This window comes from Streptomyces sp. NPDC058620 (genome assembly GCF_042717135.1).
In the GTDB taxonomy this organism is placed as follows: Bacteria; Actinomycetota; Actinomycetes; order Streptomycetales; family Streptomycetaceae; genus Streptomyces.
Map to the genome: position 1 here is coordinate 13,318 of NZ_JBHXQO010000040.1, position 13,128 is coordinate 26,445.

The 13,128-nt window shown below is 70.2% G+C and carries 11 protein-coding genes and 1 pseudogene; 5 read left to right on the top strand and 7 right to left on the bottom strand.

Translation table 11 applies throughout. From position 1 onward, the window contains the following. Positions 1-84 precede the first annotated feature (84 nt). Complete coding sequence (locus ACFWSK_RS28035) at positions 85-1,503, bottom strand: amino acid permease (protein ID WP_383791829.1); 1,419 nt, start codon at positions 1,501-1,503, stop codon at positions 85-87. A gap of 121 nt (positions 1,504-1,624) precedes the next feature. After that, positions 1,625-3,022 (bottom strand): amino acid permease, encoded by a 1,398-nt coding sequence (locus ACFWSK_RS28040; RefSeq protein ID WP_383791832.1) that lies wholly within the window; start codon positions 3,020-3,022, stop codon positions 1,625-1,627. 259 nt (positions 3,023-3,281) lie between these two features. Here ACFWSK_RS28040 and ACFWSK_RS28045 point away from each other — a divergent pair, with 259 nt between their 5' ends. Beyond that, positions 3,282-3,887: a biotin transporter BioY gene (locus ACFWSK_RS28045; protein WP_383791835.1), complete on the top strand. Its 606-nt coding sequence runs from the start codon at positions 3,282-3,284 to the stop codon at positions 3,885-3,887. Here ACFWSK_RS28045 and ACFWSK_RS28050 read toward each other — a convergent pair. Together ACFWSK_RS28050 and ACFWSK_RS28055 are read right to left on the bottom strand one after the other, a co-directional pair. Beyond that, positions 3,877-5,205: an FAD-binding oxidoreductase gene (locus ACFWSK_RS28050; protein ID WP_383791838.1), complete on the bottom strand. Its 1,329-nt coding sequence runs from the start codon at positions 5,203-5,205 to the stop codon at positions 3,877-3,879. The two genes, ACFWSK_RS28045 and ACFWSK_RS28050, sit on opposite strands and share 11 nt — an antisense overlap. Positions 5,206-5,286: 81 nt before the next feature. Further along, positions 5,287-6,762 carry an amino acid permease gene (locus ACFWSK_RS28055; RefSeq protein ID WP_383791841.1) on the bottom strand — a complete coding sequence of 492 codons (1,476 nt, stop codon included), beginning with the start codon at positions 6,760-6,762 and terminating at the stop codon, positions 5,287-5,289. 250 nt (positions 6,763-7,012) lie between these two features. On the opposite strand from ACFWSK_RS28055, the gene ACFWSK_RS28060 reads away from it, so the two are divergent. Beyond that, the gene (locus tag ACFWSK_RS28060) at positions 7,013-7,501 is read left to right on the top strand and encodes a ribose-5-phosphate isomerase (protein WP_383791845.1); all 489 of its coding nucleotides are present in this window, start codon (positions 7,013-7,015) and stop codon (positions 7,499-7,501) included. A 90-nt stretch (positions 7,502-7,591) separates the two neighbouring features. Then, the gene (locus tag ACFWSK_RS28065; RefSeq protein ID WP_383791848.1) at positions 7,592-8,401 is read left to right on the top strand and encodes an Fpg/Nei family DNA glycosylase; all 810 of its coding nucleotides are present in this window, start codon (positions 7,592-7,594) and stop codon (positions 8,399-8,401) included. A 9-nt stretch (positions 8,402-8,410) separates the two neighbouring features. Here the strand turns inward: ACFWSK_RS28065 and ACFWSK_RS28070 are convergent. Next, positions 8,411-8,599, bottom strand: a pseudogene (locus ACFWSK_RS28070) (sterol carrier protein domain-containing protein); the annotation flags it as partial. 236 nt (positions 8,600-8,835) lie between these two features. Between ACFWSK_RS28070 and ACFWSK_RS28075 the strand changes: the two are divergent. Beyond that, complete coding sequence (locus tag ACFWSK_RS28075) at positions 8,836-9,981, top strand: PP2C family protein-serine/threonine phosphatase (protein ID WP_383791851.1); 1,146 nt, start codon at positions 8,836-8,838, stop codon at positions 9,979-9,981. Between the two features lie 43 nt (positions 9,982-10,024). On the opposite strand, the gene ACFWSK_RS28080 is transcribed toward ACFWSK_RS28075, so the two are convergent. After that, complete coding sequence (locus tag ACFWSK_RS28080; RefSeq protein WP_383791922.1) at positions 10,025-11,191, bottom strand: cation:proton antiporter; 1,167 nt, start codon at positions 11,189-11,191, stop codon at positions 10,025-10,027. 176 nt (positions 11,192-11,367) lie between these two features. On the opposite strand from ACFWSK_RS28080, the gene ACFWSK_RS28085 reads away from it, so the two are divergent. Next, entirely contained in the window at positions 11,368-11,868 is a 501-nt protein-coding gene (locus ACFWSK_RS28085; protein WP_383791853.1) for an HD domain-containing protein, read from the top strand. A gap of 1 nt (position 11,869) precedes the next feature. Here ACFWSK_RS28085 and ACFWSK_RS28090 read toward each other — a convergent pair whose 3' ends face one another. Then, the gene (locus ACFWSK_RS28090; RefSeq protein WP_383791856.1) at positions 11,870-13,024 is read right to left on the bottom strand and encodes an acyltransferase family protein; all 1,155 of its coding nucleotides are present in this window, start codon (positions 13,022-13,024) and stop codon (positions 11,870-11,872) included. Between the last annotated feature and the right edge of the window lie 104 nt (positions 13,025-13,128).

The window sequence follows — 13,128 nt, forward strand, 5'->3', positions numbered from 1 at the left end:
GGACTTGGCGCCGGCTCGCGCCCACGCGCGAGCGCCGGACGGGCCACCCGTACGGGCCCGTCCGGCGCTCCGGGACAGGAACGGCTACCGGACGGCCCCGGCACCCTTCCGCTGCCGCCACACACCGATCGCGGCCAGCACCAGCGTCAGCGCACCCGTGGCCAGCAACTGGTCGCGCGTGTCCGGCTGCCGCAGCATGAGCAGGAAGATCCCGCCCATGGCGGCCAGCGCCACGATCGTCCCGGCCGGGAACAGCCACATCCGCACGACCAGCTTCTCCGGAGCCTCCCGCTCCATCCGGCCGCGCAGGAGCAGCTGCGAGACCGCGATGAAGATCCACACCACCAGGATCACCGCCCCGATCATGTTGAGCAGCCAGGGGAAGACGTCGTCGGGCCGCCAGTAGCTGAGCAGCACGCACAGGAATCCGAAGACGGAGGAGATGAGAACCGCCCGGCGGGGAACACCCGAGGTGATCTTGCCGAGCCGCGCCGGTCCCTGGCCCCGCGCCACCAGAGAGCAGACCATGCGCGAGGCGCCGTAGATGTTGGCGTTCATCGCGGAGAGCAGCGCGACGAGGATGACCACGTTCATGATCTCGGCGGCGCCCGTGATGCCGAGGTGGTCCAGGGCCGCGTAGAACGGGCCGACTGCGGCGACCTTCGGGTCGTCCCACGGGACGAGGGTCACGATGACCGCCATCGAGCCGACGTAGAACAGCGCGATCCGCCACATGGCCGTCCGCACGGCCTTCGCGACACCCTGCACCGGGTTCTCCGACTCGGCCGCCGCGATGGTGACGGTCTCCAGACCGCCGTACGCGAAGACGGAGGCGAGGAGTCCGATGATGAAGCCGTCGGAACCGTTGGGCAGGAAGCCGCCGTCCCCCGTGAGGTTGGACGTGCCCGGCGCGTCCGTGCCCGGCAGTACACCGAGGATGGCCAGGACGCCCAGCACCAGGAAGAGCGTGATGGCGACGACCTTGAGCGAGGCGAACCAGAACTCGAACTCGCCGAAGTTCTTCACGGCGGCCAGGTTCGTACCGAGGAACATCACCATGAAGAGCGCGACCCAGGCCCACTCGGGGGTCCCGGGCAGCCAGCCGGTGACGATCTTCGCGGCGCCGATGCCCTCAAGGCCCACCGCGACACAGAGCAGCACCCAGAACGCCCACCCGGCGGTGAAACCCGCCCAGGGGCCGATCGCACGCTCGGCGTGCACGGAGAAGGAACCGGACGCCGGATTCGCGGCCGACATCTCGCCGAGCATGCGCATCACGAACATGACGAGCAGTCCGGAAATGCCGTAGGCGACGACGATCGAGGGGCCGGCGGCCGCGATACCGGCGCCGGAGCCGACGAACAGCCCGGCGCCGATGACACCGCCGAGGGCGATCATCGACAGGTGGCGCTGCTTGAGTCCGTGGGTGAGGGCGGAGTCGACCGTGGCGGTGCCGGGGGAGTTCGGTCCGGCGGTGGGGGGCGGCGCGGAGGTCCGGGACATGGACGAGCTCAGTTCGGTAGCCGGGACAGGGGAGGCCCACAGTCTGGGCAACACCCCGCCCAGGGGGAACGGTTGTCCGCTATACGGTCACCAGGCTCACACATGGTGCACACCCGGCTACTTATGGGGCGACATCCCGGCGGCCCCTGAACTCCCGCCCCACCGCGACCAGCAGCACCAGTCCCGTAGCCCCGGCCGACCACAGCACCTGGGGGCGCGCCGCGTCGTCGGTCAGCATCAGCACCAGCACGCCGAGCAGTCCGGCCAGCGTCAGCCAGGTCAGGTACGGGAAGCACCACATCTTCAGCGTCAGCGCCTCGGGCGCCTCACGCTCGATCCGGCCGCGCAGCCGCAACTGGGACGCCGCGATCAGACCCCAGACGAACAGGAGCACCGCACCGACCGAGTTGAGCATGTAGAGGAAGACCGAGTCGGGCCACTTCAGATTGAGCAGGACGGAGACGAAGCCGAAGGCGACGGAGGCCAGCACCGCCCGCCGGGGCACCCCACCGTCCCGGCCGCCGCCGGACACCTTCAGCAGCGCCCGCGGCGCCTCGCCTCGCTCGGCCAGCGAGAAGATCATGCGGGACGAGCCGTACAGATTGGCGTTGAGCGCGGACAGCAGCGCCACGAAGACCACGATGTTCATGATCTGCCCGGCGGACGGTACCCCGACCGCGTCCAGGACCTTCACATACGGGCTGAGCCCCGCCTGCTGCGCGGTCCACGGCAGCACGGTCACGATCACCAGCATCGAACCGACGTAGAAGAAGAGGATGCGCACCACCGCGCTGCGCACCGCTCGCCCCACCGCCCGCGCCGGATCGTCGGTCTCGGCCGCCGCGATGGTGACGACCTCCAGGCCGCCGAAGGCGAACACCACGGTCAGTACGCCGGAGACCACCCCGTCCCAGCCGTTCGGCAGGAACCCGCCCTGTCCCGTCAGGTTGGTGAGCCCCACCGGATCGGTGTCCGGAAGCACTCCGAAGATCGCCAGCAGCCCGAGCACCAGGAAGACCACGATCGCGGTGACCTCGAGCGCGGCGAACCAGAACTCGAACTCGCCGAAGTTCTTCACCGCCGTCAGATTGGCCGCGGTGAACACCACCATGAAGACCAGGACCCAGGCCCACGGCTCCACACCGGGCACCCAGCCATGCGCGATCTGCGCGGCGGCCGTCGCCTCCACGGCGAGCACGACCACCAGCAGGAACCAGTAGAGCCAGCCCGCGCTGAAACCTGCCCAGCGGCCCAGCGCCCGCTCCGCGTGGACGGAGAAGGAGCCGGAGGCGGGCATCGCCGAGGACATCTCGCCGAGCATCCGCATCACCAGCATCGCGAGCGCGCCCGCGATCAGGTACGAGAGGACGATGGCGGGACCCGCGACCGCGATCCCGGCGCCGGAACCGACGAACAGCCCGGCGCCGATCACCCCGCCCAGTCCGAGCATCGTCAGATGGCGCTGCTTCAGACCGTGGGACAACGGCTCGGACTGCGCGGGGGGAGGTGAGTCGTGCATGGGGTGCGGGTCACTCTCGGATCATTTATGGGGAACCTACAGTCTCACGCCGTCGGACCGGCCCCGGTGAGGGGCCCCGCCCCGCCCCCACCTCAGTGACGAGCGTCACGCCCAGGTGCGATTGCGTTCCGCGCTTTGTTCGAACCCGACCAATTCCCCAACCCCCGCTTTGTGGGCGGCTGATGGTGATCGATCGTTAACCCGTGGGCTAACGTCGGCCGGAGTCACCTGTCCTGCTGCCCTCACCCGCGGAGTCCCGATGAGTCTCGCCGCCACCCCCATCCGCTCCGGAGCGGTCCTCGCCGACCTGCTGCCCGCGGCCCGGCACCGCTACGCCGTCGACACGGCCCTGGTCATGGGCGGCGCCGCCCTCACCGGCCTCGCGGCCCAGATCGCCGTCCCGGTCCCCGGCTCCCCGGTCCCCGTCACCGGCCAGACCTTCGCGGCGCTCCTCGTCGGCACGGCGCTCGGCGCCCGCCGCGGCTTCCTCTCCCTCGGGCTGTACGCGCTGATCGGTATGGCCGGCATGCCGTGGTTCGCGGGCGGCACGTCCGGCGCGGGCGGCGCCTCGTTCGGCTACGTGCTGGGCATGCTGCTCGCCGCCACCGTGGTCGGCGGCCTGGCCCGCCGCGGCGGCGACCGTTCCGTGCTGCGTACCGCCGGCACGATGGTGGTCGGCTCCGTCATCATCTACGCGGTCGGCGTGCCGTACCTGGCGCTCTCCACCGGGATGTCGATGAGCTCGGCCGTGGCGCTCGGCCTGACGCCCTTCCTGATCGGGGACGCACTGAAGGCGGCCCTGGCCATGGGTGCGCTGCCCGCCTCCTGGAAGCTCGTCGGCCGGAGCCGGAAGTTCAGCGGCTGACGCCGTACGCCCCACCGAAGAGGCTCGCCGGGTCGTACCGCGACACCAGACCGGCGAGCCTCTCGCGTGTCCGGGGTTCATGGAAGTTCCCGGTACGGTCCCCGCCGCCGAACGAGAAGTTCAGCGAACGCCCCAGTACCGTGCCCTCCAAAGCGCCCGCCACCTCCGCGTACAGCGCCCGTACCGCGGCCACGTCCGTCCCGTCCAGCGGCGACAGCAGCCGCAGAAGGAACCCGGCGTCCCGGTACGGCACCGCGTTCGGCACGGCGGGCTGCCGGGCCAGCGCCCCGCCCAGGTGGTTGAGCTGGACGACCGTCATCATCGGCGCCTTCGGCCCCGTCAGCTCCAGCATCCGTTCGGCCGCCTCCGCCGCCGGCTCACCGAGGACCGCGCTGTCGCCGTAATAGGCGTGCGGGAACGGCGGATCGCTGTGAATCGTGTGGCTGTCGGTGTACGGCATCTCCCGCAGCGAATCCGCGAGGGCGGGCGCCACCTCGCGCAGCGGAGCGACCAGCCGCGCACCCTCCGCCGCGCTCCCGGTGTACGCGATCCGCACCGAGACGACGTACCGGCCGCGCATCGGCTCCGGGACCTGGGGGATGCCGGGGAGCGTCAGCGCGGAGAGCGAGGACGTCAGCGTGCCGGGCACGGTCCGTGTCCACTCCAGATAGCGGCGCAGTACGCCGGCGGCGGTGTCGCCGCTTCCGCCGTCGAAGGCGATCGAGCCCCCGTACAGCCGCTCCACGGCGACCAGACCGGTCTCCAGGGCCGTGACGATCCCGAGGCGGTGGCCACCTCCCCGCAGCGCCCAGAAGAGACCGGGCTCGCTGTCCGCGGTGACCCGGCGCAGAACGCCGTCGGCGGTCACCAGGCCGAGGGAGCGGACATGGTCCGCGGCGTAACCGAACTCCCTGGCCAGTACGCCCAGTCCGCCGCCCAGGGTGTACGAGACGGCGCCGACGCCCGGTGACGATCCGTTGAGCGGGGCGAGCCCGTGCGGGGCGGCGGCCTCGATCACCTGCCCCCAGGTGGCCCCCGCCCCGATCCGGGCGGTGCGCCGCTCCGGATCGATGTGGACGGAGTTCATCCGGCGCGTACTGATCAGCACCCCGCCCGCGCTCGCGCCGGGCCGTCCGTGCCCGGTCGCCTCGACGCCCACGGACAGCCCGCGCGCGGCGGCGTATGCCACGCCGGCCCTGACATCGCCGGCGTCGGCGGCGGCCACGACGCGCTCGGGCGCGAGGGCGAAACCGGTCTGGAAACCGGCCGTCTCCGTCGCGTAACCGTCGTCACCGGGGCGGAAAATGGTGGCAGACATGGAAAGGCTCTCCGTTCGCTCGCTGGGGGCTTGCGAAGGAGAGCCTTTCGGTAATACCTGACATCGCCTGTCAGGTATCGACTACTTCTTTCCGGCGTCCACGGAGTTGGCGGACTCGACGCCGTCCACGGCGCCCGGCTTCCGGCCGCGGAACTCACGTACGAGCGAGATCGCCACCACCAGCGCCGCGACCAGCAGCGAGAGGATGACCTGCTCGCGCCCGGTGTCGTCGGTCAGCATGTAGACCAGCACGAACGAGATCATCGCGATCGTCGCCCACGTCAGATACGGGAAGAGCCACATCCGTACGACCAGCTTCTCCGGCGACTCGCGCAGGATGATGCCGCGCATCCGCAGCTGGGTGAAGCAGATGACGAGCCAGACGAACAGCGCGACCGCGCCGGAGGAGTTCAGCAGGAACGCGAAGACGGTGTCGGGCCACTGGTAGTTGAAGAAGACGGCGACGAAGCCGAAGACCACCGAGGACAGGATGGCCGCCGTCGGCACGCCGCGCTTGTTCACCTTGGCGAACGCCTTCGGCGCGTCACCGCGCTGTCCGAGCGAGAACGCCATCCGCGAGGCCGTGTAGAGGCCCGAGTTGAGGCAGGACAGCACCGCGGTGAGCACGATGACGTCCATGACCTGGCCGGCGTGCGGGATGCCGATGGAGTTGAGCGCGGCGACGTACGAGCCGTCCTTGACGATGGACGGGTCGTTCCACGGCAGCAGCGTCAGGACGACGAAGATCGAGCCGAGGTAGAAGATGGCGATGCGCCAGATCACACTGTTGGTGGCCTTGGACACGGCGCGCTGCGGGTCCTCGGACTCACCGGCCGCCAGGGTGACGATCTCGCTGCCCATGAAGGAGAAGACGACCATCAGCACACCGGTGAGGATGGCCCCGGGACCTTCGGGGAAGAACCCGCCGCTGTCCGTGAGATGAGCGATCCCCGAACCGGGGTTGTCCGATCCCGGCAGGAAGCCGAAGACGGCGAGGAAGCCGACGACGACGAAGGCGCCGATCGCCACGACCTTGATCCCGGCGAACCAGAACTCGAACTCGCCGTACGAGCCGACCGAGACCAGGTTCGTCGCCGTCAGCACCACCATCACGATGAGCGCCCAAGCCCACTGCGGTACGCCGGGGATCCAGCCCTCCAGGATCTTCGCGCCGGCGGTCGCCTCGACGGCGAGCACCACGACCCAGAAGAACCAGTACAGCCAGCCGATCGAGAAACCGGCCCAGCGGCCCAGGGCCTGGTCGGCGTAGGCCGAGAAGGAGCCGGAGCTCGGGCGGGCGACGGCCATCTCGCCCAGCATCCGCATGACGAAGACGACCATGAGGCCGACCAGCGCGTACGACAGGAGGATGGCGGGCCCTGCGGCGGCGATACCGGCACCCGAACCCACGAAGAGGCCGGCACCGATGACACCGCCGATCGCGATCATCGAGAGATGACGGTTCTTGAGTCCGGCCTGAAGTCCGTCCGGCGAGCCGGGGCTGTCCGGCGTACCGGGCTGTCCGCCCGGCTCCGCCAGAGTCGTCTGCGACGTCATGGATCGAGTCCTTACGTTTTCTGATCGCGCCTTGTGGGCGTTGCCGCCATGGGGGGTGTGGGGTGGTGCGGCGGCCAGTCACGCATTCAAGCCCGGGAGGTACCGGAATAGGAACCCCCTCTTCCGATTCGTTCACCGGATCGTTGCCGCTGTGGCGTTGCGCACACGGCGCGCAAAGGGCCCGGAACCGGCCCCGGGTGCCCCGACCCCGCTGACGGATACCCCGTGATGTTCGTGCCACACTCGGAACATGCGCGTGTACCTCGGCTCCGACCATGCCGGCTACGAACTCAAGAACCACCTCGTCGAGTGGCTGACGGCCCATGGCCACGAGGCCGTCGACTGTGGTCCCCACATCTACGACGCCCAGGACGACTACCCGCCGTTCTGTCTCCGCGCCGCCGAGAAGACGGCAGCGGACCCGGACAGCCTGGGCATCGTCATCGGCGGTTCCGGCAACGGCGAGCAGATCGCCGCGAACAAGGTCAAGGGCGTCCGCGCCGCGCTCGCCTGGAGCGAGCAGACCGCCGCGCTCGGCCGCGAGCACAACGACGCCAACGTGGTGGCCATCGGTGGCCGGATGCACTCCGTGGAGGAGTCCACCAAGTTCGTCGAGATCTTCCTCGGCACCCCGTACTCGGGTGAGGAGCGCCACACCCGGCGCATCGAGATGCTCGCGGCGTACGAGGCGACCGGCGAGCTCCCCCCGATCCCGGCCCACCACCCGCAGCAGGGCTGACCGAGCCCGCACCCGTCTCATCCGTGCCGCCGGGCCCGTCCCGGCGGCACGGTCATGTCACAGCAACCCCACACCTGTACGGGAGCCGACGTGCCCGAGGGACACACGATCCACCGCCTCGCCGCGGACCACCGCGAGCGGTTCGCGGGCGCCCCGGTACGGGTCAGCAGCCCGCAGGGCAAGTTCTCCGCCAGCGCCGCCCTGCTCGACGGCCGCACCTTCACGGGCGTGGACGCCCACGGCAAGCACCTCTTCCTCGGCTTCGGGCACACCGGCTGGGTCCACATCCACCTCGGCCTCTTCGGCAAGCTGGGTTTCGGCAAGAACCCGGCCCCGCCGCCCACGGACACGGTCCGGCTGCGCCTGGTGAACGCTGACCACCACGCGGATCTGCGCGGCCCCACCACCTGCGCCCTGATCACCCCGGCCGAGAAACAGGCGATACACGACCGGCTCGGCCCGGACCCGCTGCGGACGGACGAGGACGGCGAGCGGGCCTGGCGGCGCATCTCCGGCAGCCGCGTCACCGTCGCGGCGCTCCTGATGGACCAGAAGGTCGTCGCGGGCGTGGGCAACGTCTACCGGGCCGAGGTCCTGTTCCGGCACGGCATCGACCCGTACCGCCCCGGCAAGGACCTCAGCCGCGCCGAGTGGGACGCGATCTGGGCCGACCTCGCGCTGCTGATGCGCGAAGGCGTCCGCAACAACCGCATCGACACGGTCCGCCCCGAGCACCTGCCCGAGGCGATGGGCCGGCCCCCGCGCGTCGACGACCACGGCGGCGAGGTCTACGTCTACCGCCGCACGCACCAGCCGTGCCACATCTGCACGACGGAGATCCGCACGGCGGACCTGGCAGCCCGCAACCTCTTCTGGTGCCCCACCTGCCAAGCGGGCTGAGCCCCACGGACCACCCGCCGCCAGCGGGACGAGTGACACGCCCCCCAGGTACGCGGACCCCAACTCCCGTACCGAGAGAGCCGGATCCGCCTCGTCCTCGGTCCGCCGGCAGCTCGCGCCGCCCTTCACGTCGGCCTGGAGCCGCCAACGCCCCGCGTTCCACGGGCAGAAGGCGTCCTCCACCTCCAGCACCCGATCGCGGGCTCGGAAGCCGTCAGGACGGCCAGAGCGGCTCACCCAGGGCCCGCACACCGCGCCGAACGCCCGCTCCGGATTCCCGAACCAGGTGTCCCATCCGGAAGGCCGCAGCCACGAAGTTGCGCCGTCATATGCCATCCCTACCAGGGGTGCGCCGGACGAGCTACCCGATTTCGAACGCATTGTCGCCGGGGTCCCCCTGCACTGGAGCCGCCCGGGTGGATAAGGTCCCCGCAATGGCACGTCGCGGAGGACCAGACTCGTACGCGGCCCGGTGGCGAAGATCGGCGCACCGGGCCCGCATCGCGCTGCGCAAATCCGGCGTGGACTACTTCCGCGGCGACGGCTCCGACTGGATCGCCCTCGTCGGTCTGCTGCTCACCGTTCCGGCCATCACCTTCACCACCCTCCTCAACCCGCTGTGGTGCGCCCCCGCCGCCCTCGTCCTCCCGATCGTCGCGGGCGGCCTGCTGCTGCGACCGGCCAGTCTCCTCGGCCTGTACGCGACCGCCGCCGCCGCGCTGATCGTCGAATCCATCGCGCTCGGCCCGTACGGCGCGGAGCCCGCCCGCGTCACCCCCGGCACCGTGCTGGTGGTCGCGGCCTGTGGCTTCTTCGGCCTGGTCCTCGCCCAGTTCAGGGCCCGGGTCGGCGTCCCGTGGCGGCGCGGCGGCACCATGCTCTTCGACCTGCGCGAACGCATCCGCGTCCAGAGCGCCCTGCCGAGGCTGCCCCAGGGCTGGCACCGCGAGATGGCCCTGCGCCCCGCGGGCGGCCAGTCCTTCTCCGGTGACTTCGTCGTCGCCGCACGCACCCACGGCGGCCGCACCCTGGAGGCCGTCCTCACCGATGTCTCGGGCAAGGGCATGGACGCCGGCTCCCGCGCCCTGCTGCTGTCCGGCGCCTTCGGCGGTCTCCTCGGCTCACTGCCCCCGCACGGCTTCCTGCCCGCCGCCAACGGCTATCTGCTGCGCCAGGACTGGGACGAGGGCTTCGCCACGTCGATCCACCTGGTACTGGACCTGGAGTCGGGCGACTACGAGCTCCTCTCCGCGGGCCACCCGCCGGCCCTCCAACTCCACGCGGGCAGCGGCGTGTGGGAGGAGATGGCGGCGGAGGGCCCCCTGCTCGGCGTCTACGACGGGGCGGAGTTCGACGCGGTCAAGGGCCATCTCGCCCCCGGCGACGTCCTGATGCTCTTCACCGACGGCCTGGTGGAGACCTCGGACCGGGACATCGCCGAGGGGATCGACCGGCTGACCGGCGAAGCGGACCGCTATGTCGCCACGGGCTTCGAAGGCGCCGCCTGGCATCTGATCGAGGCGTGCGCCAAGGACGTCAACGACGACCGCGCGCTGCTCCTGCTGTCGCGCCGCACCTGAACCGCGACCGAACCGTACGGAAGCGGTCGAAACCTCACGCCCGTCAACCGGGCAGAGCCCCGTACTCCTTGTCGCGTCCGCCGGGAAGAAGCCGGGCCAGAACGTGGGAGCGTCCGGCGGCCAGCGGTGCGAGGACCGCGAGCACGAGGACGTATCCGGCGATGAACGGAGAAAGCCGTTCGTCCAGTCCCGCGCCCGCCGCCATCGTGGCGAGGATCAGGGCGAACTCGCCGCGCGCCAGCAGCGTCGTGGAGATGTTCGCCGTGGCCTTCGGCCCGAAGGCGTACACCTTGGCGGCGGCCAGGCCCGCGCACACGTTCATCGCCACGGTCACCGCGACCGCGGCCAGCACCGGCCACACCACGCTGGGCAGGTCGCCCGGGTTGATCGAGAGGCCGAAGGCGAAGAAGAAGATCGCACCGAAGGCGTCCCGCAACGGGTGGACCAGCTTGAGGATGCGCGCACCCGAGGTCGTGCTCCCGAGCATCAGACCGACCATGAAGGCACCGATCGCGTCGGCGACGCCGAACCACTCCGAGACGCCGGCGACGAAGACCGCGGCGCCGAGGAAGGAGATGACGAGGAGTTCGTCGTCCTTCGTGTCGATCAGCCGGGACACGACCTTGGTGCCGAAGCGGGCGACCAGCGCGAGCAGCAGCAGGAAGCCGAACGCCTTGCCCCCGTCCATGACCGCCGCGCCGAGGCCGTCCGCACCGGACAGGATCGGCTGGAGAGCGGCGAGGTAGAGGGCGAGGAAGACGTCCTCGACGACGATGATGCCGAGGATCGGCTTGGTCTCCGGATTGCCGATGCGTCCGAGGTCGACCAGGACCTTCGTGACGATGGCCGACGACGAGATGCCGAGGACACCGGCGAGTACCAGTGCCTCCGAGGTCCCCCAGCCCAGCGCGAAGCCGAATCCGAGCCCCGCGCCGACGTTCAGGGCGAGGTACGCGCCTCCGGCGAGCGCCATCTTGCGCCCGCCCTCCTTGAGGTCGTCGAGGTGGAACTCGAGCCCCAGGTAGAAGAGCAGCAGCACCAGGCCGAGTGCGGAGAGCATCTCCAGGTCGTGCGGGTCGGCGACGAGGACGATGCCGGGGGTGTGCGGGCCGAGCAGGATCCCGGCCAGGATGAACAGGGGGATGGTCGGCAGCCCGATCCGCCCGCCGACGCGGGCGAGGACCGCGGCGGCGAGGAAGGCGCCGCCCATGGCGATGAGTGTGTCTGCGTGTCCGATGAGCCTGTCCTTCGGTCGTTCGGTCAAGAGCGCGTCAAGGAATCGTCAGTAATTAGTTTACCGAACGATTGACACTGCAACTCTTCGGACCGGTTAGGGACTCCGCCGAACCCCGCCGCATGTCACCCTCCGCCCGTAGAGTCGGCCCCGTGACGACTCCCCAACTGACCCTGGCCGAAGTCGAGGCGATCGCCCGCGAGGCCCACGCGGGCCAGACCGACAAGGCGGGACGCCCCTACGCCGAGCATCTGGCGGCGGTCGCCGAAGGCGTACGGAAGCGGGGCGGGAGCGACCAGCAGATCGCCGCGGCCTGGCTGCACGACGCCGTCGAGGACGACGCGCTCAGCCGGCGGTGGCTGGACGGGGCGGCTCTGCCGCAGCCCGTCAAAGACATGGTCCTCGCCGTCACCAAAAAGGACGGCGAGGACCTCTCCTCGTACACCGCGAGGATTCTCGCGACTCCCGGCGCCCTGCTCGTCAAGGAGTCGGATCTCGCCCACAACGCAGACCCTGCCCGGCTCGCGGTGCTGAAGCCGGCCACGCGTACCCGTCTGACGGCGAAATATGCGCAGGTACGAAGGCTCTTGGGGCTCACGGACGGCGAACCGCCCACCGAACGACGGGTTCAAGCCAACCCGTCGTCGCACTGACTCAGAGCCTGGCGGCATCCCGTCGGAACGCCCAGTTCATGTCCGGCTCCGTGGCGAACCGCAGGACACGCCGTACCGGCGGCGTGCAGAACAGCGTGACCGCCGCCGCCGCGACCAGCGAGACGAGCACGAGCCCACCGGGCGAACCCAGCCACTCGAAGCGGTCGAACAGGTCGGCGTATCCGGCCCCCTTCACCAGGAAGCCGTGCAGCAGGTAGCCGCAGATCGTCCCGGCGCCGAGCACCGTGAACCACATGTGCCGACGCGGCACCCAGGCCAGGAACGCGGCGGTCAGGACCAGTGCGCAGCCGAACATCGCCAGGGACATCACGGCCCCCGACCACCAGGGCGCGCCCATCTCCTGCGCGCTGTTGCTGCGGTAGAACCAGCCGAGCTGCATGCGCGGCGCGGCCCAGTAGGCGAACAGCAGGGACCCGACGAGCAACGGCAGGCTGAGCAGCCTGACCTCGCGCCGCCGTACCAGCTGGAAGTGCTCGGGCTTCAGGATCAGGCCGAGCACGAAGAAGGGGAGGAGCTGCAGCACGCGCTGGAGATCGAGGTCGTCCCCGATCGCCGGGGTCACCGAGGCGAGCACAGCGATCGCGAGTGCCACGGGCAGCGGGTGGCGCAGGGCCTTCCACACCGGAGTGGTGACCCGCCAGACGAACAGCGCGATCAGGAACCAGGTGAGGAACATCGGGTCGAGCAGGCTGATCTCCTGCTCGGGCGCCCCGCCGGCGTACCGCTTGAACAGCGAATACGCGGTCTCGAACACCACGTAGGGCACGGCGACGCCGGTGATCAGGCGCTTCACCTTGCTCGGCGTCATCTCGAACGAGCGCGAGAAGTAGCCGGAGATGAGGATGAAGGCCGGCATGTGGAACGCGTAGACGACCATGTACAGCGCCCGGGTGGCCCGGCTGCCGTCCATCACCGGCTCCCAGGCGTGCGCGACCGCGACCAGCACGATGGCGAGGAACTTCACGTTGTCGAAGTAGGCATCACGCTTTTTGGCCGGTGCGGCGGCAGCGGGACCGGTCGGCACGGGGGTGGGGGGAGTGCCGGGGGCCGTCAGGGTCTGCTCGGGTCTGGGCTCCGACTCCCGGGTCGCAGGGGGGAGTGGGGCCCTCTGAAATACGCTCGGAGCTTGGAACATCTAAGGCACCCTAGACCCGTCGATTGCAATTCGTAAAACCCTCAAGGCATATCGCGTGTTCCCGCTCATTCGGAAGTGAAACCACAGAGATATGCCCGCTATGC